The organism is Sporofaciens sp. JLR.KK001, from assembly GCF_036941055.1.
Classification (GTDB): domain Bacteria; phylum Bacillota; class Clostridia; order Lachnospirales; family Lachnospiraceae; genus Sporofaciens.
In genome coordinates this window covers 820,168-845,681 of the sequence record NZ_JAYMNO010000001.1, presented here as the reverse complement: position 1 = coordinate 845,681, position 25,514 = coordinate 820,168, and the positions used below count along the sequence as shown (strand labels likewise).

Sequence of the window (25,514 nt, the reverse complement as noted above, 5' to 3'; positions counted from 1 at the left end):
AACTGTCAACCATAAAACGCCCATGTGGGAGAAAGGGGGAAATCACCTATGCCTTGCACAGAAGCATACAAGGAACACATCATGTATACCTTCAACGGCTTTTGCAAGACCGTCATACGCTATGCAGCACTCAACGCATGGCGTGACAGGAGCAGACGGCGGCAGAAAGAAATATCCCTTGAATACCTCACAGAAGAAAAGTTTTACCCTTTAGGCACAACAGACAAATATTTTGAAGCACCTTATGAAGAATACCCTATAACGATATGCGGTCAGACCGTTATCCTCACCAATGGGGAGCTTGCCGCCGCCCTGTTATCCTTGCCGGAGAGAAACCGGGAAATCATATTCCTTTACTTTTTCGGGGATTATACACAACAGGAAATCGGGAAAATGTACGGACGCTGCCGGAGTACGACCGGGTATATAATCCGCAGGACGTTAAAACTCCTGCAAAGGAAAATGGAGGTGCTTTCGCATGGGAAATCCGAATCTTTTGCCCTATGAAACGATTGTCCGGGCGACCAGCGGAGAGCCGGAAGCCGTGGACGAGGTTTTACGGCATTACAGCAAGCGAATCCGAATCGCCGCTATTGAAAACGGGCATATAGACAGGGATACCGAGGACAGCATAAAACAGCGGCTTGTCACTGCCCTGTTCAAGTTCCGTTTTGATGAACAGCCATACCGAAAAACTGAATAACCGCCGCTACATAGAAGCGGCACACCAAGACAGGAAATCAAAAAAGGTTTCCTGTTTTTTTGCGCCCATTTTTGGCATTTTCAAAAATCGCCAGTATTATGCCGTGCAAAGGGGGATAAAAAGAAATTTCTCAAAATTCCCGCCTATTCCGGCTTGCGTGGTGTTGTAAGGAATGAGGGGAAATTTCCACAAATCAACGTCCATTTTGCTTTTTGCTGGTTTGTAGGTATCAGAGGGAGAAATACCGCCGCTGCTTTGGCAAAATCCCCGCTTGCGGCACTAAAGGTATTGAGGGAAGCCCATACAGAGGAAGCCGCCACTTTTTAAGAGCAAGATTCTACCACAGTACCAAAATTCGCTTATCGCTCATTTTGTCCTATGGGAATCTTGTTGGGGTTGCCACCCCAAGCCCGCCTTTTTGCGGCTTACGCCGCTTATGATTACCGCCGCTTTTACGGCAAGCGAAAGGAGGTTCACAGCCATGAAAAGATACAACACGCCCCACCGCCACCGGGTAATCAAAACACGCTTGACCGAGGAAGAATATGCAGAGTTTTCCGAGCGTGTCACCCTCTGCAAAATGAGCCAAGCCGAGTTTATCCGGCAAGCCCTCATTAAGTCAAGCATACGCCCGGTTATTACCGTTTCCCCTGTCAATGATGAATTACTCTCTGCCGTTGGGAAACTCACAGCCGAGTATGGCAAGATAGGCGGCAACTTGAACCAGATTGCCCGCTGTCTGAATGAGTACGGCGCACCCTATAACGCCCTATCCCAAGAGGTACGAGCCGCCATAGCGGAGCTTGCCGCCTTGAAGTTTGAAGTCTTGCAGAAAGTAGGTGAAACCATTGGCAACATTCAAACATATCAGCTCTAAAAATGCCGACTATGGGGCGGCTGAACAGTACCTAACTTTTGAGCATGACGAGTTTACCATGAAGCCCACCCTTGATGAAAATGGGCGGCTTATTCCCCGTGACGATTACCGCATTTCCTCTCTGAATTGTGGTGAGGAAGATTTTGCAATCGCCTGTATGCGTTCCAATCTGAAATACGGCAAGAACCAGAAACGGGAGGACGTAAAGAGCCACCACTATATTATTTCCTTTGACCCCCGTGACGCACCCGACAACGGCTTGACCGTAGATAAAGCGCAGGCGTTGGGCGAGCAGTTTTGTAACGAGCATTTCCCCGGACACCAAGCCCTTGTATGCACCCACCCGGACGGGCATAACCACAGCGGCAACATTCATGTGCATATCGTCATAAACAGCTTGCGGATTGCCGAAGTGCCGCTATTGCCCTACATGGAAAGACCAGCCGACACAAGGGAGGGCTGCAAGCACCGCTGTACAGACGCAGCTATGGAATACTTCAAAGCGGAAGTCATGGAGATGTGCCACCGGGAAAACCTCTATCAGATTGACTTGTTGAACGGGAGCAAGAACCGAGTTACCGAGCGTGAGTATTGGGCGAAACGGAAAGGACAAGCCGCACTGGATAAAGAGAACGCTTCCCAAGCCGCCACAGGAGAGCCGCCCAAACAGACCAAGTTTGAAACCGACAAGGAGAAGCTACGGCGCACAATCCGATCCGCCCTGTCCTCTGCCGTTTCCTTTGAGGACTTTTCCGGGAAGCTGCTGCAACAGGGCGTGACCGTCAAGGAGAGCCGGGGGAGATTGTCCTATCTCACGCCGGACAGAACGAAGCCAATCACAGCTCGGAAATTAGGTGATGATTTTGACCATGCCGCCATACTGGAAGCACTCACCCAAAACGCACAGAACGCCGCCAGAGCCGCCGAAACGTCCGCACCCAGACAGGAATGCCCCCGCAGCATAAAAGACCGTTTACAGCGGAATAAAACCGCCATAAACGCACCGAAACAAGACGCTTCCCAACGGGAAGTTGTACAGCGCATGGTAGACATAGCCGCCAAGAAAGCCGAGGGCAAGGGGAAAGGCTATGAGAAATGGGCGACCTTGCACAACTTGAAGCAAATGGCGGCTACCATGAGCGTTTACGAGGAATCCGGCTTTTCTTCCCCGGAGGAACTGGAAGCCGCCCTTGCCGCTGCCAGTGCCGGACTGCATGAAGTGACCGGGAAACTGAAAACCGTGGAAAGCACCTTGCAGGAGAAAAAGGACTTGCAGAAACAGCTATTGGCGTACATCAAGACCAAGCCAGCCCGTGACGGACTGCGGGCGCAGAAAACGGAGAAAGCCCGAAAAGCCTACCGGGAGCAGCACGAAAGCGAATTTATCATTTCCGAATCTGCCGCCCGGTATTTCAAGGCACAGGGCATTACCAAACTGCCAGCTTCCAAGACCTTACAAACGGAGATTGAGCAGCTTACCAAAGAGAAAAACGCCCTTTACAACGAGTACCGGGAGAAGAAAGCAAGCGTCCGGGAATTGCAGACCGTAAAGGGCAACCTTGACAAAATATTGCGCCGGGAGCCGGAACGGGGAAAGGGGCGGGAAAATGAACGGTAAACGCCCCTACATGGACTACCAGCAGTACAGAGCCGCCCGCCGTCTTGTGCATGAGTGCTGCAACTACGATAACGGCAACTGTATCTTGCTGGATAACGGCGAGCCTTGTGTATGCGTCCAGAGTATCAGTTATTCGCTTATATGCCGCTGGTTCATTACCGCCGTTCTGCCGCTGGACGGGAAGCTGGAAGCCGTCCTTTTGCACCGGGCAGACAGGAAACGCTGTACCGAGTGCGGCGGGTATTTTCTCCCCAAGTCAAACCGGGGGAAATACTGCCCGGATTGCGCCGCAAGAGTGCGCCGCCGGAAAGAAGCCGACAGACAGCGGAAAAGATACCACCTTTCTACGCATTTAGGCTATGAAAGAAGCCCGTAAATCAAGGCTTTTTTGACCGCCCTCAACAGGTAGCCGATACATTTATCCTTTACCCCCGAAAATGTCGTTTTAACTGCGTAACAAGAAGCCACAGACAGGAGGTGAGAACCATAACCGAATACATCACAGCCGACACCATATTGCCCCGTTTTCTGCCCTATCCCTATTTTCTGCTGAAAATGGACTTGTCGCATACCGCAAGGCTGCTCTATGGGCTGCTTCTTGACCGTTCCACCCTCTCACAGAAGAACGGCTGGCATGACAGCGAGGGCAGGACGTATATTGTCTATCCCGTTTCGGAGATAACGGAAATGCTGGATAAAGGCAGCACCGCCATAAAAAGCGCACTGAACGAGCTGGACGCTGCCGGGCTTCTGGTGAGGGAACGCCGGGGCTTCTCCGCACCCAACCGCCTTTATATAAAAATACCGCAAATGCCAGTGGTACAGTTTTCCGACCATATGACAGCCATACAGCCGGAAAACCGACCCTCTGATAGCCGGAAAACCGACCCTCATAAGGGCGGAAAACCGACCTTTGCGTTGGACGGAAAACCGACCCCTAACCAACTTACTATAAACCAACTAAAAGAGAACCAACGAAAAGGAGTGAGTGGGGAGCAGCCCGCACCCTTTGGCAGATATAAAAACCTTTTCCTCTCCGAATCCGAGTATGCGGAGCTGAAAGGGGAATACCCGGACAGGCTGGAACGGTTCATTGAGGAATTGAGCGAGTACATAGCCGTCTACGGGAAAGTGTACGCCAACCATGCCGCCGCTGTCCGTATGTGGGCAAAACGTGACAGGAAAGGCACAGGAAAGAAAGGAATCCCCGATTATTCCTACAAGGAGGGCGAAAGCCTTTGACCGCATAGACACAACGCCCCGTAAACAGGGCGTAAAAGACCATGAACAAGGAGGACGATTTTATGAGTGATTACGATAACGCCATTTTCCGGCTTGCCACGGCACAGGAAGCAGAGCTGGAGGACTATATTGGGGAGGACGGGCTTTTATATTGCGCGAGCTGCCGCCAGCCCAAAGAAGCCTACTTCCCGGAGGGCAAGACCTTTTTTGGACGTGACCGCCACCCCAAAGAATGTGACTGCCAGAGAAAACGCCGGGAAACGCTGGAAGCCAGCCACCGGGAATATAAGCACCGGGAGGAAGTGGAACGGCTGAAACGAAAGGGATTTACAGACCCGGCTATGCGGGAATGGACGTTTGAAAACGACAACGGGAAATGCCCCCAAATGCACAAAGCCCATGCTTATGTGGAGTGTTGGGAGGAAATGAAAGCCGGGAATATCGGTTATCTGTTATGGGGCATGGTAGGCACAGGCAAAAGCTATTTCGCCGGGTGTATCGCCAACGCCCTCATGGAGAAAGAGGTTTCCGTGTGCATGACAAACTTTGCCTTGATACTCAACGACCTTGCCGCCAGCTATAAGGACAGGAACGAGTACATAGCCCGCCTTTGCAGCTTCCCTCTGCTTATCCTTGACGATTTCGGCATGGAGCGTGGCACGGAATACGGGCTTGAACAGGTTTACAACGTGATAGACAGCCGATACCGAAGCGGCAAGCCCTTAATCGTGACAACAAATTTGACGCTGGAAGAATTGCAGAACCCGGAGGACACCGCCCACGCCCGCATTTATGACCGCCTTACGGAAATGTGTACCCCCGTCTGCATTACCGGGGGGAATTTCAGGAAAGCCAGAGCAAGGGAGAAAATGGAACGCCTTAAAAAGCTGCTGAACGGAAAGGAGATTTGCCTATGACCGACACGCCCAAGAAAAGCACCGCCACCACCGCCCGCCGCCCGGATTGCGTGACCGAGGTACGCCGGGGGAACACCGTCCTTGTGGTTTCCGGCTACTTCAAACAAGGCACTACCGCCACCGCCGCCGACAAGATGATGAAAGTGCTGGAAGCCGAAAGCGTAGCCGGACACAAGCCGCCTTTTACCGCCTAAGTTGTGGCATGGAAAAGCGGTCATGCCGTGGAGCGTGACCGCTGGAATAGTAATAAATGACACCATGTTTATTTCTTGCTTGATTGCCGTATTTCATTTGCCAGCAGCACGATACCATACAAACCGCAAATCAGTAGAATTATATCTTCATAGGCATTGAAGATGACTGATTTTATTCCGGTCAATCCCCATATGGTCAGTAAAGCGAGGAGCAGCTTGTTTTTTCTTTTATAGCCAGCATAAACCGTCATGCTTATGCTGATTACGGGGCAAGGCATGATGTATGTTACCATTTGCGGGAAAGAATTACCTAAAAGAATGGAAACAAAAGGGTACGCTAAATAAAGCACCAGTAGAAACATCTGAAATGCGGTAGGTGTTTTGAGTATATCGTCCTTGTTATGCAGACTTTCGTATAGGAACAGAACACCGCAAGTGATATACAACGGAAATGCAAAAAATTTCTGAATAGGCTCTGTTCCATACCAAGCGAAAAATCCAATGCCTATAAAGAGGTTAATAATCCCAAGCGAGAATTTTGCCGCCCACTTTATTTTTTTTGTATAGGACAAAGCAACCGCTATGAGTAAAAAAATGAGTAATGCAATTTGGATTATCCATGTTTGTCTGTTGTAATTGCCGATAACATCCCAAAAAACTTGTGCGTCCATGTGTTGCCCCCGTAGATTTAGTTTGTCACTTTGTAACGAACTAAAGTATAGCATAAAAATTTGATATTTTCTATAATAAGCTACTTGCTATAAACCGTAACAAAAAACCGTGATATTTTTCGACATAAAGTAGCAAAAAGGACTGTACAGACAGCCCCGCCCTATGTTATTGCTTTCTCAAAACATAAAAATAGAACGATGTATTTTGATTTTGGGCATAAACATTGAGCCTGACGATTTGGCAGACTTGAGAAAAAGTATTAACAGGCTGGATGTTTATTGTGCTGCTAGTTCCGGATAGATTTTCCGTTTGGTTTCAATCAGGGCTCCCATAACCCGCCTCCCTTTATCGCTGACCAGATATCTTCTGGAGTGTGGGATTTTCCGGATCAATCCATGGCCCCTGAGTTTTGAAAACTCCCGGCTCATTTTCCCACGACTTTTTGCAGATTCAGCCCCTTTTTTATAGAGACTTTGTCGGATATCGCGGTTGGTAAATCCACGGATCAGATAGCGGCCATCACAAATCGTTTCGAAAAGATGGAAGGTTTCAGGGGACCATACATTATATCCACTGTAAGTTTTTCCCTTTACTTTCTTTTTCTGGCAGACATGATTGATTTCCTCTTCCACGCTTTTTTGAGGAATCACATGGCACATGGATTCTAAAAACCGTTTGTTTGCGGTTTTTGAAATCTCTGCGTACCGATAGAGGTTAGCAATGGATTTCCCCATGGGAACCCACTGCCTGGAAGCCGTTCCGTCCTTATGATGGACCTCCTTATAAACCTTAAATTCCTTTGGGTCATTGATCGTCATTTCTATCCGCAGGCAGTTAAATTTATCATACATCTTGATACTGTTGGACTTCAGCTTGAATTTAATCCTCCAGCCTACTGGGCGTTTTCGGTAATCGGAGACTGCTTCTCCCAGAAACTTTGCATTTAGTTTACGTCCCAGAAAGGAAAATACATCTGTGCATTTGAAGTCATAGAATGCGTGCCCAACCAGGGAGGGATAAAGATCCTCCAGAGCTTCACGGCTCTCAAACATCACATCGGTTGCGAACTCGCATTGGTCAACAGACCAGTGGTAACCCTGATGGAAGATGGTTTCCAGCATATCAAGATAAGGGTTTACTTTATGCGCAAAGAAATCGAGCTGGCGGCAGAGTTTTTTTGAGTCAAATTGATCTGCCAGTTCCTGTGCTTTTGGAATGTCACTGATTTCTGAAAAAGAATTATCATACATACGGTAGGTGATCCCGTTTTTATCAAACACATGCTTCATCATCTCCCTGCCGTTGATGTACACCTGGATCAGAAATGGGAACCATGTTTGGAGTTTTACATGCATGAATCCAAACTCTTTATCGAGGTAATAGAAGTAATAGTATTTACATTTGCGGGTAACGCTGCGCAGTTCCAGGAGCCCGGAGGAGTTCTTTACTGGTTGGAGCGTCTGGCATCCTTCCACAACAGATAAGATACAGATCAGTCCTTGCTCAACAGGATTTTCGAGAAGGATTTTTCGAGCGTTTTCCTCTTTTGATATTTGTGAGGAAGAGAGGTAGACCAAAGGCCGGCCTTCTTTGGCGGCCATTTTCTCAACATAAGAGACAAGGTCATTGGTCATTTGGTTTGCATAGGCAGAAAAGTCTTTGAGAAGGAGGTTCATCTGTGACAAAAAATACATTCTACCCGATACGGAAAAGAAGGGGAAAAGGTAACCTTTTATAATCATGCGGTCAAAAAACGCAAAAGTACCATTGATTTTTTTCTGGAATTGTTCTAATATAGTGTTCATAGGATCATCCTTTCGTATGAATGCTTGCAGGGGAATTTAGTTCCCGATGGATTTGGTACAAGATACCGTATATGTGCATTATAGCACGTGCATCTACGAATAGGATGATTCTTTTTGCTTTTTTGCTTTTAGGTTTGATTGCAGCCGTAGGCTGCGGTATGGTATACTAAGCCTACGGAATAGTGGGACTGGCTGTCGGAAACGGAGGACATTATGTTAAGACAGACCACCCAACAACTCATTACCGCCCTTTATCCGAGATTGTCGCACGAGGACGAGCTTTCCGGGGAATCCAATTCCATAAGCAACCAGAAGCGGATTCTGGAAGCCTACGCAAAACAGAACGGCTTTTCCAACCTCAAATGGTACACGGACGACGGATTCTCCGGGGCAAATTTCCAAAGACCCGGCTTCCAGTCCATGCTTGCCGACATTGAAGCGGGGCTTGTGGGAACGGTTATCGTAAAGGATATGTCACGGTTAGGGCGAAACTATCTGCAAGTGGGAATGTACACGGAAATGATTTTCCCACAGAAAAACGTCCGCTTCATTGCCATCAATGACGGCGTTGACAGCGCACAGGGCGAGAATGACTTTGCGCCTTTGCGAAATATTTTTAACGAATGGCTGGTGAGGGATACGAGCAAGAAAATCAGAGCCGTGAAGCGGTCAAAAGGCATGAGTGGGAAACCTGTCACAAGCAAGCCCGTGTATGGCTACCTCATGGACGAGGACGAAAATTTTATCATTGACGAGGAAGCCGCCCCCGTGGTAAAGCAGATATACAGCCTTTGCCTTGCCGGGAACGGTCCGACCAAGATAGCCCGTATGCTTACGGAACAGCAAATCCCCACGCCGGGAACGCTGGAATACCGCCGGACAGGGAGAACCCGCCGCTACCACCCCGGCTATGAGTGCAAATGGGCGGCGAATACCGTGGTACATATCCTTGAAAACCGGGAATACACGGGCTGCCTTGTGAACTTCAAGACCACCACACAATCCTACAAGTGCAGCAAGATTATCTACAACAGCGAGGACAAACAGGCAATCTTTGAGAACCACCACGAGCAGATAATCGACAAGGACACATGGGAGCGTGTGCAGGAGCTACGCAAGCAGCGCAAACGCCCTAACCGCTATGATGAAGTGGGCTTGTTCTCCGGCATACTCTTTTGTGCCGACTGCGGCAGCGTCATGTACCAGCAACACTATCAGACGGACAAGCGGCGGCAGGACTGCTATATCTGCGGCAGCTACAAGAAGCGCACGGCAGACTGTACGGCGCACTTTATCCGCACCGACCTGTTGACCGCCGGAGTGACCGAGAACCTACGGAAAGTCACCAGCTACGCCGCAAAGCACGAAGCCCGGTTTATGAAGCTGTTGACCGAGCAGACCGAGGACGGGAGCAAACGCCGCAACGCCGCAAAAAAGAAAGAGCTGGAAGCGGCAGAAAAGCGGATTGCGGAACTCTCCGCTATCTTCAAGCGGCTGTATGAGGACAGCGTGACCGGGCGCATATCGGACGAGCGTTTCACGGAACTGTCGGCAGACTACGAAGCCGAGCAAAAGGAACTGAAAGAACGTGCCGCCGTTCTGCAGGGCGAGCTTTCAAGGACACTGGAAGCCACGGCGAACGCCGAAAAGTTTATGAAAGTGGTACGCAAGTACACCAGCTTTGAGGAACTCACCCCTACCCTGTTACGGGAGTTTGTGGAGAAAATCGTAATCCACGAATCGGAAGCCCTTGACGGGAAACGCCGGGGGAAGCTCCGCAGACAGGAAATCGAAATCTATTACTCTTTTGTCGGCAAGGTAGAGTTGCCCGACTAAAGCCCGACCCGTCCGGCAGTCAGCCGGACAGGGAACGGCAAAATTTTTTACACTTCTTTTACTTCTTTATATCACATGAGCAAAAAGCCAAGGCATGAAGCAGGTCACGGCTAATTAGAGGTAACCAAAAGAGGAAAGGAAAAGCACAATCCAGACGGAACCGGCGATACCGTCAAGAAATATTTGTGAGTTAGCAAGAATCCTGATATAATGGGTACAAACGCCCATCCGGGGCAGAAAGGCAGGGAGAAAAATGCACATCAGCTACAAACCGCTCTGGCACACACTGATAGAGCGCAACATGAGGAAAGAGGATTTGAGGCTTGCCGCTGGCCTAACCACAAATATGATAGCCAACATGGGAAAAGAAGGGAAACATATCAGCATGGACACACTTGCCCGTATTTGCGAAACTCTGGATTGTGGCATTATGGACGTGATTGAGCTGGCCAGTGACGAGCCTTCCACCACAGGAGGGAACGGCAATGGAAAAACTGAAAGAAAGAATCACAGAGAACGGCATTGACTATATTCTGGTAGGCGACTACTACATCCCGGACTTGAAACTGCCGGAGGAGAACCGCCCCATCGGACGCTATGGGCGGCTGCACCGGGAATATCTCAAACAGGAACACCCGGCAAGCTACAGCTCCCTTATCCTGACCGGGAAATTGTGGACATACCTTGCCGACCTGAACGAGCAGGCAGAGGAACGGCTTGACCTTATTATAGAGCAGATGAAAGCCGCCGAGGAAGTGACCGAGGAACTAAAAGCCCGGAACCAGCTTGAATGGGTAGGACAAATCCAAAAGTTTAGATTTGGCCTAAAATCCAAACTTATATAAAATCCAAACTTTTCTGAAAACAGCTTGATAATTGGGGATTCTTGCCGGAAAAAGTTTGGATTTCGTTTCACAAAGTACAATACTCCAATTATGACAAAATGCGTAAAACATTGCTATTTAGCTCTGTTTCAATCAATTTATTCTCATTTCTGACAAGAGAAGTACAAAACAAAATCCAAACTTTTATATCAAAAAATGCCTTAAATAAAGGATTTACAGAGGAACGTTTGGATTTCTTCTAAGTTTGGATTTTAGGACGGATGAACAATACCGCAGCCGGGCGGAGGAAATCATAAAAAGTGAGATGATTTATTTATAGAAATGTGGTAGAATCATTTTGGGCAATAAAATCGGGATTTAAGGATGAGGGATAAAAATGATAGAATCGGAATTTAAAACAAAAGCACAGGAATTGATTAAGTTAATGGTAGATACGATTGCAGACAAAGAATATACAAAACTTGTATCCAGTATTCCACCGAAATCTTCATGGGCCTCTTTTATTGACACAGAACAGACATCAGAAAATGCCTGCTTGGGATTTGGAAAATGGTTAGTTGAGCAATTGGCTATGTGGGAAGAATATGAAGATAAAAAGTTTGTGGTAGACCATTTTCAAAAATCCTGTATGGAGGATATAGATGCTATGGATGAAGCAAGGCTTGAAATTGATAATAGGGATATAGTGTGTTACAGGCCAACGAGTTTTGGTGAAGAGTTGGATTTTTGGTTTGAAATAGAGTTTTTCATAGAGAATGGACAAATAAAGGCGGTATTTGATGTAAATATATAAAAGTTCAAGTTCCACTTTATTGAGTAGATAAAGAAAGCGAAAAATCGGGATTTGAATATGCAGAAAGGGCAGGTATGAAATACAAGGAAGAAGTAAAAGACCTATTTTCGGTTTCAGAAGATTATTATTTTGCACACTGTATCAGTGCGGATTTTGGCATGGGGAAAGGGATCGTTGTTGAATTTAACAAGCGATTTGATATGAAACACATATTACAGAGGAAATATCCCGAATACGCAAAACATTTTATGGATTGCAAAATCAGCGGCGATTGTATTTTAGAAGGCAGAGTATTGAATCTCATTACAAAAGAGAGATATTTTCATAAACCAACCCTTGCAGCCATGAAAGCTGCACTACAAAAAATGAAAGAGATATGTGAACGAGAAAGTATCTATAAAATTGCAATGCCGACTATTGGCGCAGGGCTTAATCGTTTGAAATGGTAAGATGTTGCAACCCAAATAAAGAATGTATTTAAAGATACAGAAATTGAAATTTTGGTTTGCAAATTAAAGTAGTTTTTTCGCACGATCAATTTCTGTTTGCTGGTAAGAGAAATAGAATGAAAAAATCGGGTTTTTGAGAGGAGTAACTATCATGATAATTTCGCTTAGAAAATTCCAGTTTATTGAGCAGATAAACAGAGCGAAAAATCGGGATTGATGGAGGGCAAACTATGGAATATAAGGACTATATTAAGCAAGGCTTGAATGGGAACGCCCCATTAAAATTAATATTATGCGGAAATATACAGGGGACGGAAAATGATAAAGTAGGTGTTGTATCAGTTGTGTATGCTACAAATGATAAAGACTTAGCAGAACAGAAAATGAATGAATTGATTGCCGTCAATCCTAATAATTATTACATGGTTTATAGTGTGCCACTAAATGTTGATTTGACGGAACTTTCTCATTATCCTTCAATAGCAATTTCTAAAGATGATTTACAATAAAGGCAATTCCAATTTGTCGGGAAGTTGGAAATCCTACTACTAAAGAAAGGACGTATTTCTGCAAACGGTGTCCTGTTTACTTGAGAGAGGAAAAATTTATGGAACTAAAATTTGAATGGGACGAGGAAAAAGACCGTATTAACCGCCAAAAACACGGCATATCTTTTAAAACGGCTTCATACGTTTTTCGTGATGAATATTACATAGAGATGTATGATTTCGAGCATAGTATGGAAGGAGACCGTTATATTGCAATCGGTATGGTTGGCGATTTATTGTTTGTTGTATTTACCGAGCGAGGGGAAAATATCCGGTTAATCTCTGCAAGATTGGCAACAGAAAGTGAAAGGAGGCTTTACTATGACCAAAACTTTTACAATTAAGGATGGCCAGGCTCCTACGCAGGAGCAGTTGGAGGAAGTCAGGGCAGCGGCAAAGCGGGAAATTCAATTTGATGAAGATTCTCCTGAATTGTCCCCGGCAATGTTTAAGGCGTTCAGGTGTTCCGTGGCACAGCGCAACAGAAAAAAGAAGAACGCATAGAAATTCTGTTACGAATCAAGGGCGCACCACCACGGACTTTCCGGCTTATGTATTGAAAATTGAATAAGAACCACCCAAAATGCCGTTGCATGGAAAAACCTAAGCAACGGCATTTCCTTATCTCCGCTTCATCCGTAAGTAGGAAATAATCCGTATCTGTCAATTCATGTGTATTTCTGATACAATCACTTCAAATTATGGAGGTATTGCCTATGGATAAAAATGAACTTACAAAGACAGAACTCTGGACAAAACGTATCCAGGACTTTCATGAAAGTGGTTTATCCCAGAAAGAATGGTGTCAGGAGCATCAAATTCCACAATCAACTTTTGGCTATTGGATCCGGAAGCAAACAAAAGAACAGCCAGATGAACCTATTTTTGCAAAACTTCCTTCCCAACAGGAAATCTCATCTGATCTTTCAGTCGGCGGTGTGCCTGTAACGATCTATCTTCCCGGAAGCATCCGGATTGAAATTGGTGCCGGGTGTCCTGTCGGACTTATGGCTTCTTTGATCCATACACTGAGTGCTTATGCTTGATCTGGCCGGCGGAACAACTGTGTATCTTGCATGTGGTGTCACGGACTTACGAAAGAGCTACCAGGGATTGGCGGCTATTATAAAACTAAAATTCCATCTGGATCCGTATTCCCGTTGTATGTTTGCCTTCTGTAATCGCAGACGCACATCAATCAAAATCCTCCAATGGGACGGGTCAGGATTTTGGATCTTAATGAAGCGGCTGGACCATCATTCCTTTCACTGGCCGGATACACCAGATGAGTTGAAAAAAGTTACGTTAAAAGAAATACACTGGCTGTGTGACGGATTATCCCTGGATCCCAAGGGCGCTTTTAAGGAGCACCATCCCAAGATTGTCATCTAGCCAAAAACGGAGTCTGTCAATTCGCAAAAAGCTGAAAATCTTAGGATTTTCAGCAATTTTTCCTCTGTTTTTCTGACGCATTTCCCCTCGAAAACAGCACGGTTTTATGGCCTTTTTCACCTGCTCAGAATCGACCCTCGGTCTTCCCCCTGTTCTCCCTCTGGCTCTGGCAGACTTCAACCCCTTGCCTGGGCCTTCTCTGGCCGCTGCATTTTTCCGCATTTTGGACAGCTGTAAATTTTATCCACCTTAAGGTTATTGAGGGCCACCATATGCAGGATGCGCCTGGCAAGACTGGATCCCCTCTTGGACATGTGGACTTTGTCACCATTGAACTTGCCGGACTGCTTCACGGCAGGATCCAGGCCGAAGTAAGCATAAAGCTTCTTTGGGGAAGAAAACAGGTCAAAGGAGCCCATTTCAGCGATCAGGACGACTGCGCTGAGAAAACCGACACCACGCAGGGACTGGAGAAGGAAGATGCGGTCATAAACCGGTGTCCCTTCCAGCTTATCAACAGCCTTATGCAGTTCCTCAAGTATCCTGTCCAGATGCTCCTGGTATTCCCGGTAGGTTTTGATATACAACTGGATCCGGAATGCATTGCTTTGAAGCGCGCGTCCGAAAACAGCGGCATCCTTTGCGGCAGCACATATGGCATCATATTTGGAAACGGCATATTTTTCACCGAAACGTGCGGTTTTGCGTATGGTTTCCACAAGTTCGTCTTTTGGAGCGGCAAGCATGTCAGCGGCAAGGGGGTAAGCTTCCAGAAGCTTTAAGGAAGTCTGGGTAGTGACCTTGCTAAACACCTTCCGATATGCGGGAAAGGACACTTTCAGTTCCGACGTAAGCTTCAATCATGGCTTTCCACGAAATGATGTACGCACAACGCTCTGCCGAAACGGAAAAGGAAATGAAGCGCAGAAAACGGGAAGTCGGACAGGCAAAAAACGGATTGTAGAACTTGACCGTATCTTCAAGCGGATTTATGAGGACGACATAAGCGGCGCAATCAGTCACGACAGATTTTTGAAGCTGTCCGCAGAGTATGAAGCGGAACAGCGGGAACTGGAAGAAAAGGTCAAGGCAGACCAGCAGGAAGTCGATACCTACGAACAGAACAAGAGCGACTTTGACAGCTTCGCCGCGATTATCCGCAAGTATGTGGGGATAAAGGAACTCACCCCCGCAATCGTCAATGAATTTATCAAGAAAATCATAGTCCATGCGCCGGAAAAGGTGGACGGGAAACGGGTACAGAAAGTAGATATTGTTTTCAACTTTGTAGGGGAAATCAATTTCCTTTCTGCCACGCAACCGAAACGGCAAGGCGCATAGGAACTCGAAAAGACGGTACAGCCCTTGTAATCGGGGCTATACCGCCTAATCTGAAATTACTTCCCTCTAACCGTAAACTCTTCCGGGGTAATCTCGCCGGGGACAAAGGACTGCCGGACATGGTAGGCAAGTACATCGTCCGCGCCGCGTACCCGGCCAGTGGTGGAAATGTACTCCCGTTTCGCTAGCAGAAACTCGGCGTCGGCTACCCGGCTGTCACACGCAAAGCCGGTGACGAGCCTGCCGTTATCTGTCTTTTGCGGGTTGGATACATAGTCAATAATGTCACTGACCGCTTGGCTTTCGGTGCGGCCCTTGCCGGTGTGCAGCGGCATGATGCGTGTGGCGGGATGTGTATTGTTAAATCGGGGTTTCCTCCTTTTCCAGTATTCCTTTTTCTACATTGATATGTTATAATAGTAGTGTCTATAAAAACTACTTTATATATAAAGCACTACAAATACACCACAATGTCAAGGAGGAAAAATATGCTGTCCAAACCTGCTACAATGCTTTTAGGTTTCATATACGAAAAACCACTTAACGCATACGAGATAATAAAACGCTTAAACTACATGAACGTGAAATGGTGGTTTAATATCGCTGATTCAACGGTATATTCGACCTTAAAAACCCTTGAGAAAAAGGAATTTATATCTGGCACTACCGAGAAAGTCGGGAATATGCCAGACCGCACCGTTTACAAACTTTCTGATAAGGGGAAAAGCGAATTTATAAACACTTTAAAAGCATCCATCCTGCAATTCAACTACGATACAAACATCTTTTCTATTGCCGCTTTTTTTCTAAGTACATTTACACCTGATGTACAGCAGGAACTTTTGCAGGAACGGCTTAATATTCTGCAAAAGTACCGTGCAGGGATTGAAAAACAAATCAATCCGTTATGGGAAAATGAAGTTTCTTCCGCCCATTCTGCAAATGTAAAAAGAATGATTGACCTTGTAGATGCTGAAATAACGGGAACAAACCGTTTACTTGAAAGCTGCAACGCCAACATATAACATAAATCTGTGAAATGGATAACAGACTGTGAAGTGGCTCTACTCTATGACACGTTCAGCGCAGTGAATGCGCAGACCTGTCTGAACTGTTACGATTTTCTGCAATAATTCAACTATATCCTACCCGTTGCATAATCACGTTTCCGTACTGACAATCGGAATCATACTGGACGGCTTCGTAATCCTTACAACAAATAAAAAATCAAGGAGTTATAAACAAAACGAAACATTTACAATATTTCCGTATGAGCCGCCCAGTGCATTTTATTTTGTACCTGCAAAAAATATAATTGAACTTTCTGCTTTTGGGTCATAATCAATAAGAACGAATATCACGGATACGAGCTAACAATTCATCAAAATACTTTCCGCCTCCGAGATTCTTAAGCCGATCATCATCTAATGCGAACCCTTTTTTCATATATTCCTTCAAAATAGAAGCAGCCCATATTCTAAACTGTGTTCCTCTCAGGGATTTTACCCGATAACCAACGGAAATAATAACATCTAAATTATAGAAATCCATCTGATAGGTCTTGCCGTCAGAAGCAGTGTAGGCAAATTTTGCCCAAACTGCTTCTTTTTCCAATTCTCCTTCTTTAAAAATATTTCTTACATGTTTTCCAATTACGCTTTTATCCCGTTGAAATAATTCGGCCATTTGATCTATAGAAAGCCAAACTGTATCATGGTCAAATGTAACTTCTATTTTTATGACTCCATCTTCTGTAGTGTACATGATGATATTTGATTGCGTCATAATACAACACGAAATATCACACGGAATAGAAAAACCGACGTATATACGTCGGTTTTTAAATCGGGGTAACAGGATTCGAACCTGCGACCTCACGGGGCAACAAGCAACGCATTTACGGGCTTTATAAGGGGTATTTTATAACCCCAACCAAAAGCCAACCAATGACAAATATAAACAAGCGACCCAAGGGTCTGAAAGGAGAACTTGTATATCCGTTTAACAGAAAAGCTTATTAAATTCAATTGATTAGTGAAAAACTACTAGCCATAGATGTTTGTCTATGGCTAATTTTTTGCCATTACACCAACTAAGATTATGTATTCTATTTTGAAAAACTGGCACTTGTCGGCAAACTGAAAGTTGTCGAGTTTTATATATTGACCAAAAGTTTGATTTAAGAACTATAAGACTTTTTTCAAATAATATCTATAATGCTTTTCTGGACAATTTTCTAATATACCAAATACAATATACCCTTGCTTCTCATAAAATTCTTTGGCTTGAAAATCAAATGTATCAAGATGAATAAGTTTAGCACCTTTTGATTTAGCATCATTTTCAACTTCTTCTAAAAGTAAGCTACCAAGTTTTTTCCCTCTATAACTAGAATCGACCCACAATGTATCAACATAAACCACATTCCAACAATACATCCTTGCTACAATACCAGCAACAATCTTATCATCCTTACCGATTTTCTTGCTTAAATCTATGAAATTTTCTTTCTGTTTAGCCTCAACCTGAGATAGATTATATTCCACCAGTCTATCAATGATATAATCCTGTTCTTTCTTTGAACATACATCAATTTTCATAATATAATTTCCTTTCATATAATAAATCGGATTTGTCTAGATTTACAACTTCTAACTTTTCTTGCTGTCAAACTGGAAGTTGATTTTTATAATTTTTGTATCTCCTTCAACGCTTTTTGAATGTCCTTATAAACCAACGACTGCATACTATCGTCATAAACAAATGTATTCGCCTTATGAAGTGCGGAAAGAATATCATTCTTTAATTCCGGCTTACATTTTGCGATAATCGGCAACAGCTTGATACATTGTCGTGCTGTAATGGGTTTGACATCTGTGATGTGCTTCAAATATTTATCAATGACTTCATCAATCTTATAATCTTTATCCCATTTTGCATTATAGGCAAGTAATATAAGCCCTCTTGTGCGAATATAAGAATTATCATTGTCAAGCATATCGCTTAACCTATCCATATACGGATAAACACAATCCGTTTCTTCACTTTCTTTTTGCAAATCTTGTAATGCTTTGTATGCAACATTATTATTTTTATCGAACAACAATTCAAATGTTTCTGCTATATTTGCTGACACAATAATCCCCCTTTAACTTCTGATTTCACGGCTTTGCAAACTGGAAGTTGTCTGATTGTCTTATATCAAATACTCATTAGTAGTACAGTGTTTTTGACGGAGGACATTTCTTTGACAATGACAACGCCTTTTTAGGACAATGGTGAATACACCTATAACAATGTATGCACTTTTCATTATTAAATAATGGGTATCCAATATCGTCCCTACATATACATTGTACCGGGCAATTTACTACACATTTTCCACACGAAACACAATTCTTTTTATGAATGTAAATTGGGGGAGAAAACCGTTGTCCAAAAAATTTATTGGGATAGTTCAAAATGCTGTATATCTTAAAACGTGGAATGTTGGCGATTATTGGGTCATTACAATGCCTGATAAAAGCGCTGACATCATGCTCTACTTTTTTGTCTAATCGTTTCTCATGACAAAACCATATATTCATGGTGGGGGCAATTAAAACGCCGTCAGTAGCCGCACAGCGATAACTCTTGCTTAAAATCGTAATTATATTTTTCTTCTCACACTGTTTTCCGAATATCCTTAAAGTATTTGCTGAATATAATCCACAGGTTGTAAAAAGGAAAGCCGGAATAGATTTTTCAAGTCGCTTTATCTGTTTGATAAAGGTAAGTATGGGCTGTGCAGGGGCGGCGTGAATGGTGGGAAAACCTATCACCAAACTATCATAATTATCTATAGCTATATCCGTTGACAATTTTTCAATAGAAACCAGAGTAGCTTCATGTGAGCCATGCAGTAAATCAAATATTTTTGTAGCAACCATTTTAGTGTTACCTACGCCAGAATAATAAAGAATTAAAATGTTCATAGCCCACACCCCTTTTACAAAATTCTATTCGCTCCATCTGGCTAAGACAAACAAATTCTAATTTTGTTTGACTTTCACTACTCACAGTATAATTTGATTTTATAAAATACACAAGTAAAAATGTATGAGAGACTTTCACACCTCCGCATACCCTTTTATCCATTCCATGCTAATAACAGCAACAGCTCGTTATTCTTTTACGTAACAAATCAATTCGCCAACTTCACAATCAAAATAATCACATAACTTACAAATCAAATTTGCGTCCAGCCTTTGAAATTCATTTCTGCAATATCTGTTAAAATTTGACCTCGGAATATCCAACTCTTTGCAAATGGTATTCTTACTAATACCTCTTTCTTTCAACAATTCTTCTATCCTTAACTCTAAATGTCCATGATTCATATGCATCACCCCTACACAAAGTATATTTAATAAATCTTTATGCAGTAATTCACTGTATAGTGAGGCACTATATAGTTATCCCCGTAGGGAACTTAGGAAAGAGAGGTACATACACATGAAAAGAAAAGTCATAACTACACTTTTATTGCTCTGTTTAATTGCCGGAATCTGCTATTACATCAGTCTGCCCGATTATCATGTCCGTAACAGCATGTCATTCAGCAATCAAGGCACACGAGACACGGAGCTAACTGTTATTGTTTACAAATATTGGGGAATTGATGAGACTATTCGTAAAATCGTAACAGAACACAACAAGATTAACGGCACTCCTACTACCCTTGAAATCAATCTCTATTATTCTGCATGGCTGATTCGTTATGGCGAGAAACCCTTTAAAACCGTTGTTTTTAAATATGACTAAGAAAAAAGAATAACAGACAACACTTTTGCAATCGTGCTGTCTGCTATTCTCTGTATACTTCCCACATCTAGTTCTTTCTTGTTCGTGTTCTTTCAAAAACCAACGTTCCGAAGGATGCCCAGAGCGACGGTTCCTAACAGGGCGGCGGGTCGGCTGGGCAAGTGGACGCCTTAGATTACTTCTGCTATTTCGTCACATATTCGATTGGACTATCTTCAATTCCCTCATATTTCTTTGTAGTAAGAAGATTGTTAATAAAGTCTAATACCTTGTTTGTATCTTCATCATCCAGTAAGTCCAATTTAGTCAAAATGTCAATGTCTGTTTGATTTTCCACTTGTATTGATATGGGTTCAGATATATCCACAACCGCTTTAAATTTCTTCTTTTTATGAACTACATCAATATCTGTAGTCAATCCCATAACATGACTTTTGCTTACGCCAAACAGTTGTGATAACCTATCCCATATAGAATCATCCCTTGGAGTTCCATTCCCATTTTCATAGTTAGTCAGCATACTTTGTGAAATTCCCAACTCTTTTGCCAATTCCGCAACTGTGATGTTATTTTCTTTTCTCAATTCTTTTATTTTATTCATCGCAATCCTACTACGAAAGAAGTGTATTTCTATGAAACTCCAATTTACAGCCATTCAAATTCAGATTCAAAAACAAGTAATACACAAGCACATAAACGTAAAGTATTTGATGAAATGTCGGCTCACAAACAATATGACAGCTTAAAACGCAAGCAAAAGCACTACGAACAAACCCGTTGGGAGATTGCCCGTATTGTTGACTGCAATTTTGATAACAAAACGAAATTTTTAACGCTGACATTTAAAGAGAATATTCAAGACATCACTGAAACCAACAAAGAATTTAAGTATTTTATCCAACGACTAAATTACTATCTGTATCAAACCAAAGTCCAGACATTGAAATATATTGCAACGTGGGAGAAACAGAAGCGTGGAGCAATCCACTACCATGTTATTTTCTTTGATTTTCCATATGTGGCAAAAGAGAAGTTACAGAATTTATGGACTCATGGTTTTATCAAAATAAACCGCATTGATGTAGACAGCATGGAGAACAGAGGACGTTATTTAAGCAAATATTTTGGTAAAGACCTAGAGTTAAAGGAACATAAGAAAAAGGCATTTTTCAAATCTCAAAACCTTAAAATGCCGATTGAACAAAAGTTAATGCTTACGGATGATATTCTACAGGATTTATCACAAGAGAATATTGTCTTTCAGAAAGAATATACCAGACAGGTGTATGATGCAAAATCTATAATTACAAACGGCTCACCCCTTAAAGACAGCAGTGTTACATATCTAAAAACTCAACTACCACCGTCTGAAGACGGTGGGTTGTTGTGGTCTAAAGACCACTTTTTGCGCCTGAAAGTCGCTTGCAGGCTAAAGCCTGTTTCATTTGCGACTAAAGTCGCCTAAAAGCTCTACTCTAAGTAGCTATTGTTCCTCGATTTTGAAATTATCTTCTTCTTTTCCCTGATTTTCGATATAGTTTCTTATCGTCTCTTCATCTACTTCTCCTACTGTCCCGCAGAAATATCCTCTTCCCCACATATGCTGTCCCCAATATCTCTTTCTCAACTCCGGGAACTCATCCTGTAACAACTTTGACGACCTTCCTTTCAGATATTGCATGATCTGACTTGGCGCCAGATTGGTTGGACACGAAAGCAGCATATGCACATGATCCACTCCTATACTGCCTTTCAGTATCTTTATGTTCCGTGCATCACATCCTTGCTGCAGCAGTTCCCGTAGCCTAAAGGCTACATTTTTTCTTAGTATCTTATATCTATACTTCGTTATCCACACAAAATGATACTTAATATCATATACGGTATGACTACTGCTCCTATATTCTGCCATTTCTACAGCACCTCCTATTGCTGTATTTTATCACAATTGCTACTGAAAGGAAATGCCGCTAAAGCTTGACCGCCTAAAAGGCGGTGGATTTAACCTTGCGCTTGGAAATTAAAAAGGGGCGTGATTGTACTGGCTAAACTGAACGCCCTTGAAATCCTGCAATATGAGAAAGCCATTATGTCGAGAGCCGATTCAATAAAGACATTGTATCAAGAATTAAAAGCTGGTATACTTTCGCTAACGGATATACAAGAACAGGTTGATATGAATAAAAAACAAGTTCTTGATTTACACAAAAAAATGTATAACTACTGGCAAGGGAAAAATGGTAAGTGGTACAGCTATTTACCGAAAGAGAGGGTTGAACCGCCAAAAGGAAAGCAGATTGAGAGTGTCAATGAGGAAAAACTGAATAATAAAATCATAGAGTATTATACCAATGAGGAATCTCGAAAAAAACAGAAAAAGGCTTGCCCTACTTTCTTAGAAGTCTACTATATGTGGCGGAGTCTAAAAGATTTGGAATTGACTGACAATTCTATTTACAAATATAATACTGACTGCAAGCGTTTTTTTGAGGATACAGATTTTGGAAATATGCCAATAAATCAGATGACCGAAAACACCATACGGCTGTTTCTTTTACAGACTGTAAAAGAATTAAAATTATGTAAGAAGTCATGTAGCAAACTTTTTGGTTACATCAAAAACACAATTCGTTATGCAAGAGTTGAAAAGATTATCCTTGATAATCCTATAGAGTTTCTCGAACCAAAAGACTTTACAAGACATTCTGTAGAAGTAGAGCGGACAAATGCTTCATACTATACCGACAATGAACTTCTGACGCTTCTAAATGGCTTGCATTGCCATTATAGTTCTGCTCCTACATATATGCCGGCATACGCTGTTGAATTGGCTATATACGGGAATGAGGGTGAGTGAGCTATGTACACTTAAATGGACGGATATTGCCGATAACTATATCAGTATCAACAAATCTGCCAAATTCAATCGAGTACATAAAGTATATTCTGTTGGTAGCACTAAGACGAAAAAAGCACGAGTATATCCGATGGACGCACAAATCACAACGTTGTTTGAAAGAATCAAGCAAGTACAGACAGAATACAGAATTTTGTGTGAATGGATATTCACGGATGGAAATGGTGGATATGTCCATGCAGGAAATATTACCAGCTATATGACTAGATTATGCAGAGAATATGGTTTAAGCGGTGGTGGTATCACCAAGCTACGCAAAACGGCTTCTTCTGACTTACAGACCAGCGGTACACCAAAAGCGATTGTTGCAAGTATGCTGGGTCATACTACAGAAGTCAATGAAAAGTATTATACTTATGACACCTCAAACCTCGACCAAAAGAAAAAGATTATCCAGAACAGAAATGTTAAATTCAAAGAATTAACACCTGCCGGATAATCCCAACCAAAGCCAACCAGCTTTTTTAACACTTTAAAAATCAAAAACCCGCATAAAATGCGGGTAAAGTCGGGGTAACAGGATTCGAACCTGCGACCTCACGGCCCCCAGCCGTGCGCTCTAACCAAACTGAGCCATACCCCGATAGTATTATTTTACCGAATCCTGACAGATAATGCAAGCATTATTTTTAATTCTATGTTAGAATATATATACCATATGCGAAAGGAGTTCAAAAATGAAAATAATCGTAATCGGGCCGCGGGGCAAGATGGGACGATTGATCACTATGGCCGCCGCTTCCCGCGATGATATGGAACTGGTCGCAGGCGTTGGCCCCAGAGGGCGCAGTTATATCGGACAGGATCTCGGAATAGCAGCCATGACCGGTTCAGAACTTGGCGTGCCGGTAACTGACGATCTTAAAAGCGTGATCGACAACTGCGATGTGATCGTTGATTTTTCCACAAAGGAAATGGCGATGGAAGTCTTGGACCTGGCAATTGCACATAAAAAGGCGCTGGTATGCGGAACCACTGGATTTGGCCCCGAAGAGATACAGCGATTCCAAGATGCCTCCAAGAAGATCCCCATGCTCTATGCCGCCAATACCTCCAAGCTTGTCAATGTCATGAATAAGCTGTTGGAACTGGTGACCTCAACCTTGAAGGACGAGATCGACATTGAGATTCTGGAGATGCATGACCAGTGGAAGAAGGACGCGCCCAGCGGAACATCCAAAGAGATGGGGGAGATCATGGCACATGCCCTTGGCAAAGAATTGAGTGATATCGCGGTCTATGGGCGCGAGGGGGCGGCTCCCCGTGAACCCGGAACCATCGGTTACCATTCTCTTCGGGCAGGGAATATACCCAGCAGCCATACCGTATTCTTCGGCGGCATGGGCGAGCGGCTGGAGATCACCCACCACTCTTATAATTGGGAATGCTTCGCGAGAGGCGCATGTGACTGCGCCGCATTTCTTGCAGATAAGGAACCTGGATTCTATACGATCAGAGACGTACTGAATCTATAATCAGCACAGCATAAGAAAGATTACAGATAGGAGGAATTATCATGATTTTAGTTAACACAGATTACATCACAGGAAGAAAATTCGAGATGATCGGTCTGGTACGCGGTACCATGATCCAGTCCGTACATTTTGGCAAGGATATTATGAACAGCTTCAGGACTCTGGTGGGCGGCGAGCTCACTTCCTACACAGAGATGATGAACGAGGCGCGGGCAATCGCTACCAAGCGCATGGCGGAGGACGCTCAGGCAATGGGCGCAGACGCAGTCGTCAACATCCGCTACGCCTCAAGCTCCATCGTACAGGGCGCCGCGGAGGTTCTTGCTTACGGAACCGCGGTAAAATTCATTGACTAAATAAAGGGAGAATAATAAGAAAAGATGATATTGACAAAACCTGCAGTAGAAATTATTGATATGGATGATTATCCGGCAATACTTAAGAAAATCGAGAAGATCGGAAGGGTCTGCTACAAGAGCGAAGACCGGATCACACAAGACTCCGCCGAGAAATTTATCGCCAATATCCTCAAGAGAGGCCACGAGTCTGTAATCGAACATGAATCTGTGACCGTTAAGGTAATCTGTGACCGCGGTGTGACGCACGAGATCGTAAGGCACCGGGTCGCAAGCTACAGCCAGGAGAGCACAAGGTACTGCAATTATTCCAAAGATAAATTCCAGAATCAAATCTCCGTGATAGACCTGTCAACCGGATTCTCCTATGATCTGGACGATCTTGCCGACAGCAGGAAGTATCAGATATGGCGCGACGCCATGGAAGCGTCTGAGAGATATTATTTCCAGATGCTGGAAGCCGGAGCCTCCCCGCAGGAAGCAAGGTCTGTCCTGCCGAACTCTCTGAAAACAGAACTGGTCATGACCATGAACTTAAGAGAATGGAGACATTTCTTCCGGCTGCGGATCGACGGCGGCGCCCATCCGCAGATGCGTGAGCTGGCAATGCTGATCCTGGAGGTATTCAAGGAGAAGCTGCCCGTATTTTTCCAGGATATTGATACTGCGGACTGTACTGAATGATACTGTCAAATACGCAAAACCCATCTCGGCTGCACCTGCCTTGATGG

The 25,514-nt window shown here is 43.9% G+C and carries 36 protein-coding genes, 1 tRNA gene and 2 pseudogenes; 27 read left to right on the top strand and 12 right to left on the bottom strand.

What is annotated here, in order from left to right:
* Positions 1-48: 48 nt before the first annotated feature.
* The 8 genes from VSQ62_RS04560 to VSQ62_RS04525 all read left to right on the top strand — a co-directional run bounded on the left by VSQ62_RS04560 (position 49) and on the right by VSQ62_RS04525 (position 5,551).
* Positions 49-507, top strand: coding sequence for an RNA polymerase sigma factor (locus tag VSQ62_RS04560; RefSeq protein ID WP_120480645.1), 459 nt, complete (start codon positions 49-51; stop codon positions 505-507).
* The gene (locus VSQ62_RS04555; RefSeq protein WP_120480646.1) at positions 479-703 is read left to right on the top strand and encodes a helix-turn-helix domain-containing protein; all 225 of its coding nucleotides are present in this window, start codon (positions 479-481) and stop codon (positions 701-703) included. The genes VSQ62_RS04560 and VSQ62_RS04555 overlap by 29 nt, the downstream gene beginning before the upstream one ends.
* A 481-nt stretch (positions 704-1,184) precedes the next feature.
* Positions 1,185-1,580 (top strand): plasmid mobilization protein, encoded by a 396-nt coding sequence (locus tag VSQ62_RS04550; protein WP_334633476.1) that lies wholly within the window; start codon positions 1,185-1,187, stop codon positions 1,578-1,580.
* Entirely contained in the window at positions 1,552-3,198 is a 1,647-nt protein-coding gene (locus tag VSQ62_RS04545; RefSeq protein ID WP_334633475.1) for a relaxase/mobilization nuclease domain-containing protein, read from the top strand. The genes VSQ62_RS04550 and VSQ62_RS04545 overlap by 29 nt, the downstream gene beginning before the upstream one ends.
* Complete coding sequence (locus VSQ62_RS04540; RefSeq protein ID WP_334633474.1) at positions 3,188-3,574, top strand: cysteine-rich VLP domain-containing protein; 387 nt, start codon at positions 3,188-3,190, stop codon at positions 3,572-3,574. Before VSQ62_RS04545 ends, VSQ62_RS04540 begins: the two co-directional genes overlap by 11 nt.
* A gap of 122 nt (positions 3,575-3,696) precedes the next feature.
* Entirely contained in the window at positions 3,697-4,440 is a 744-nt protein-coding gene (locus VSQ62_RS04535; RefSeq protein WP_502957809.1) for a replication initiator protein A, read from the top strand.
* A gap of 62 nt (positions 4,441-4,502) precedes the next feature.
* Positions 4,503-5,357, top strand: coding sequence for an ATP-binding protein (locus VSQ62_RS04530; RefSeq protein WP_160216428.1), 855 nt, complete (start codon positions 4,503-4,505; stop codon positions 5,355-5,357).
* Positions 5,354-5,551: a transposon-encoded TnpW family protein gene (locus tag VSQ62_RS04525; protein ID WP_120487255.1), complete on the top strand. Its 198-nt coding sequence runs from the start codon at positions 5,354-5,356 to the stop codon at positions 5,549-5,551. The genes VSQ62_RS04530 and VSQ62_RS04525 overlap by 4 nt, the downstream gene beginning before the upstream one ends.
* Positions 5,552-5,619: 68 nt before the next feature.
* Here VSQ62_RS04525 and VSQ62_RS04520 read toward each other — a convergent pair whose 3' ends face one another.
* Both VSQ62_RS04520 and VSQ62_RS04515 read right to left on the bottom strand, forming a co-directional pair.
* Positions 5,620-6,222 carry a DUF6064 family protein gene (locus VSQ62_RS04520; RefSeq protein WP_160562461.1) on the bottom strand — a complete coding sequence of 201 codons (603 nt, stop codon included), beginning with the start codon at positions 6,220-6,222 and terminating at the stop codon, positions 5,620-5,622.
* A gap of 276 nt (positions 6,223-6,498) precedes the next feature.
* Positions 6,499-8,028, bottom strand: coding sequence for a hypothetical protein (locus tag VSQ62_RS04515; protein ID WP_334633472.1), 1,530 nt, complete (start codon positions 8,026-8,028; stop codon positions 6,499-6,501).
* 213 nt (positions 8,029-8,241) lie between these two features.
* On the opposite strand from VSQ62_RS04515, the gene VSQ62_RS04510 reads away from it, so the two are divergent.
* The 10 genes from VSQ62_RS04510 to tnpB all read left to right on the top strand — a co-directional run bounded on the left by VSQ62_RS04510 (position 8,242) and on the right by tnpB (position 13,891).
* Positions 8,242-9,864, top strand: a complete 1,623-nt coding sequence (locus VSQ62_RS04510) for a recombinase family protein (protein ID WP_334633470.1) — start codon at positions 8,242-8,244, stop codon at positions 9,862-9,864.
* 253 nt (positions 9,865-10,117) lie between these two features.
* Positions 10,118-10,390 (top strand): helix-turn-helix domain-containing protein, encoded by a 273-nt coding sequence (locus VSQ62_RS04505; protein WP_334633468.1) that lies wholly within the window; start codon positions 10,118-10,120, stop codon positions 10,388-10,390.
* The gene (locus VSQ62_RS04500; RefSeq protein WP_334633467.1) at positions 10,350-10,709 is read left to right on the top strand and encodes a TnpV protein; all 360 of its coding nucleotides are present in this window, start codon (positions 10,350-10,352) and stop codon (positions 10,707-10,709) included. Before VSQ62_RS04505 ends, VSQ62_RS04500 begins: the two co-directional genes overlap by 41 nt.
* A gap of 376 nt (positions 10,710-11,085) precedes the next feature.
* Positions 11,086-11,502 (top strand): hypothetical protein, encoded by a 417-nt coding sequence (locus tag VSQ62_RS04495; protein WP_334633465.1) that lies wholly within the window; start codon positions 11,086-11,088, stop codon positions 11,500-11,502.
* 74 nt (positions 11,503-11,576) lie between these two features.
* Positions 11,577-11,951 carry a macro domain-containing protein gene (locus VSQ62_RS04490; protein ID WP_334633464.1) on the top strand — a complete coding sequence of 125 codons (375 nt, stop codon included), beginning with the start codon at positions 11,577-11,579 and terminating at the stop codon, positions 11,949-11,951.
* Positions 11,952-12,181: 230 nt separating this feature from the next.
* Positions 12,182-12,460: a hypothetical protein gene (locus VSQ62_RS04485; protein WP_004060894.1), complete on the top strand. Its 279-nt coding sequence runs from the start codon at positions 12,182-12,184 to the stop codon at positions 12,458-12,460.
* 98 nt (positions 12,461-12,558) lie between these two features.
* Positions 12,559-12,843, top strand: coding sequence for a BrnT family toxin (locus VSQ62_RS04480; RefSeq protein WP_334633463.1), 285 nt, complete (start codon positions 12,559-12,561; stop codon positions 12,841-12,843).
* Positions 12,821-13,003, top strand: coding sequence for a hypothetical protein (locus VSQ62_RS04475; protein ID WP_004060899.1), 183 nt, complete (start codon positions 12,821-12,823; stop codon positions 13,001-13,003). The genes VSQ62_RS04480 and VSQ62_RS04475 overlap by 23 nt, the downstream gene beginning before the upstream one ends.
* Positions 13,004-13,215: 212 nt before the next feature.
* Positions 13,216-13,545 (top strand): IS66 family insertion sequence element accessory protein TnpA, encoded by a 330-nt coding sequence (gene tnpA / locus VSQ62_RS04470; protein WP_304472369.1) that lies wholly within the window; start codon positions 13,216-13,218, stop codon positions 13,543-13,545.
* 19 nt (positions 13,546-13,564) lie between these two features.
* Positions 13,565-13,891 carry an IS66 family insertion sequence element accessory protein TnpB gene (tnpB, locus tag VSQ62_RS04465; RefSeq protein WP_334633104.1) on the top strand — a complete coding sequence of 109 codons (327 nt, stop codon included), beginning with the start codon at positions 13,565-13,567 and terminating at the stop codon, positions 13,889-13,891.
* Between the two features lie 224 nt (positions 13,892-14,115).
* On the opposite strand, the pseudogene VSQ62_RS04460 reads toward tnpB, so the two are convergent.
* A pseudogene (locus VSQ62_RS04460) lies at positions 14,116-14,751 on the bottom strand (transposase); the annotation flags it as partial.
* On the opposite strand from VSQ62_RS04460, the gene VSQ62_RS04455 reads away from it, so the two are divergent.
* Positions 14,687-15,232, top strand: coding sequence for a DUF4368 domain-containing protein (locus tag VSQ62_RS04455; protein WP_334633462.1), 546 nt, complete (start codon positions 14,687-14,689; stop codon positions 15,230-15,232). The pseudogene VSQ62_RS04460 and the gene VSQ62_RS04455 sit on opposite strands and share 65 nt — an antisense overlap.
* A gap of 77 nt (positions 15,233-15,309) precedes the next feature.
* On the opposite strand, the pseudogene VSQ62_RS04450 reads toward VSQ62_RS04455, so the two are convergent.
* Positions 15,310-15,567 (bottom strand): annotated as a pseudogene (locus VSQ62_RS04450) (relaxase/mobilization nuclease domain-containing protein); the annotation flags it as partial.
* A gap of 153 nt (positions 15,568-15,720) precedes the next feature.
* Between VSQ62_RS04450 and VSQ62_RS04445 the strand changes: the two are divergent.
* Positions 15,721-16,257: a PadR family transcriptional regulator gene (locus tag VSQ62_RS04445; protein ID WP_334633460.1), complete on the top strand. Its 537-nt coding sequence runs from the start codon at positions 15,721-15,723 to the stop codon at positions 16,255-16,257.
* 316 nt (positions 16,258-16,573) lie between these two features.
* Here VSQ62_RS04445 and VSQ62_RS04440 read toward each other — a convergent pair whose 3' ends face one another.
* The 5 genes from VSQ62_RS04440 to VSQ62_RS04420 all read right to left on the bottom strand — a co-directional run bounded on the left by VSQ62_RS04440 (position 16,574) and on the right by VSQ62_RS04420 (position 19,611).
* Positions 16,574-16,996 carry a virulence RhuM family protein gene (locus VSQ62_RS04440; RefSeq protein ID WP_502957709.1) on the bottom strand — a complete coding sequence of 141 codons (423 nt, stop codon included), beginning with the start codon at positions 16,994-16,996 and terminating at the stop codon, positions 16,574-16,576.
* Between the two features lie 422 nt (positions 16,997-17,418).
* Positions 17,419-17,832, bottom strand: a complete 414-nt coding sequence (locus tag VSQ62_RS04435; protein WP_334633459.1) for a GNAT family N-acetyltransferase — start codon at positions 17,830-17,832, stop codon at positions 17,419-17,421.
* Positions 17,833-17,918: 86 nt separating this feature from the next.
* Positions 17,919-18,368, bottom strand: a complete 450-nt coding sequence (locus VSQ62_RS04430) for a HEAT-like fold family protein (protein WP_334633458.1) — start codon at positions 18,366-18,368, stop codon at positions 17,919-17,921.
* A gap of 76 nt (positions 18,369-18,444) precedes the next feature.
* The gene (locus VSQ62_RS04425) at positions 18,445-19,206 is read right to left on the bottom strand and encodes an EFR1 family ferrodoxin (RefSeq protein WP_334633456.1); all 762 of its coding nucleotides are present in this window, start codon (positions 19,204-19,206) and stop codon (positions 18,445-18,447) included.
* Between the two features lie 189 nt (positions 19,207-19,395).
* Positions 19,396-19,611, bottom strand: coding sequence for a helix-turn-helix domain-containing protein (locus VSQ62_RS04420; protein ID WP_334633455.1), 216 nt, complete (start codon positions 19,609-19,611; stop codon positions 19,396-19,398).
* Between the two features lie 115 nt (positions 19,612-19,726).
* On the opposite strand from VSQ62_RS04420, the gene VSQ62_RS04415 reads away from it, so the two are divergent.
* Positions 19,727-20,035 (top strand): hypothetical protein, encoded by a 309-nt coding sequence (locus VSQ62_RS04415; protein ID WP_334633454.1) that lies wholly within the window; start codon positions 19,727-19,729, stop codon positions 20,033-20,035.
* Positions 20,036-20,219: 184 nt separating this feature from the next.
* On the opposite strand, the gene VSQ62_RS04410 is transcribed toward VSQ62_RS04415, so the two are convergent.
* Positions 20,220-20,636 carry a helix-turn-helix domain-containing protein gene (locus tag VSQ62_RS04410; protein ID WP_334633452.1) on the bottom strand — a complete coding sequence of 139 codons (417 nt, stop codon included), beginning with the start codon at positions 20,634-20,636 and terminating at the stop codon, positions 20,220-20,222.
* 21 nt (positions 20,637-20,657) lie between these two features.
* On the opposite strand from VSQ62_RS04410, the gene VSQ62_RS04405 reads away from it, so the two are divergent.
* A complete protein-coding gene (locus VSQ62_RS04405) occupies positions 20,658-21,500 on the top strand; it encodes a rolling circle replication-associated protein (RefSeq protein ID WP_502957708.1) in 843 nt (280 codons plus the stop codon).
* 18 nt (positions 21,501-21,518) lie between these two features.
* On the opposite strand, the gene tnpA (VSQ62_RS04400) is transcribed toward VSQ62_RS04405, so the two are convergent.
* Positions 21,519-21,947, bottom strand: a complete 429-nt coding sequence (gene tnpA, locus VSQ62_RS04400) for an IS200/IS605 family transposase (protein ID WP_334633451.1) — start codon at positions 21,945-21,947, stop codon at positions 21,519-21,521.
* A gap of 177 nt (positions 21,948-22,124) precedes the next feature.
* Here tnpA (VSQ62_RS04400) and VSQ62_RS04395 point away from each other — a divergent pair, with 177 nt between their 5' ends.
* Both VSQ62_RS04395 and VSQ62_RS04390 read left to right on the top strand, forming a co-directional pair.
* The gene (locus VSQ62_RS04395; protein ID WP_334633450.1) at positions 22,125-22,892 is read left to right on the top strand and encodes a site-specific integrase; all 768 of its coding nucleotides are present in this window, start codon (positions 22,125-22,127) and stop codon (positions 22,890-22,892) included.
* On the top strand, positions 22,804-23,391 hold the full coding sequence (locus VSQ62_RS04390; protein ID WP_334633449.1) for a tyrosine-type recombinase/integrase: 588 nt from the start codon (positions 22,804-22,806) through the stop codon (positions 23,389-23,391). Before VSQ62_RS04395 ends, VSQ62_RS04390 begins: the two co-directional genes overlap by 89 nt.
* A gap of 69 nt (positions 23,392-23,460) precedes the next feature.
* On the opposite strand, the gene VSQ62_RS04385 is transcribed toward VSQ62_RS04390, so the two are convergent.
* Positions 23,461-23,535: transfer RNA gene (locus tag VSQ62_RS04385), tRNA-Pro, on the bottom strand.
* Positions 23,536-23,629: 94 nt separating this feature from the next.
* Here VSQ62_RS04385 and dapB point away from each other — a divergent pair.
* Genes dapB through thyX form a run of 3 tightly spaced genes read left to right on the top strand, consistent with a single transcriptional unit; the run spans position 23,630 to position 25,467 of the window.
* Positions 23,630-24,427, top strand: a complete 798-nt coding sequence (gene dapB / locus VSQ62_RS04380; RefSeq protein WP_334633448.1) for a 4-hydroxy-tetrahydrodipicolinate reductase — start codon at positions 23,630-23,632, stop codon at positions 24,425-24,427.
* A 41-nt stretch (positions 24,428-24,468) separates the two neighbouring features.
* Positions 24,469-24,783, top strand: coding sequence for a YbjQ family protein (locus tag VSQ62_RS04375; protein WP_334633447.1), 315 nt, complete (start codon positions 24,469-24,471; stop codon positions 24,781-24,783).
* Between the two features lie 24 nt (positions 24,784-24,807).
* Entirely contained in the window at positions 24,808-25,467 is a 660-nt protein-coding gene (gene thyX / locus VSQ62_RS04370; protein ID WP_334633446.1) for an FAD-dependent thymidylate synthase, read from the top strand.
* The last annotated feature ends 47 nt before the right edge of the window (positions 25,468-25,514 follow it).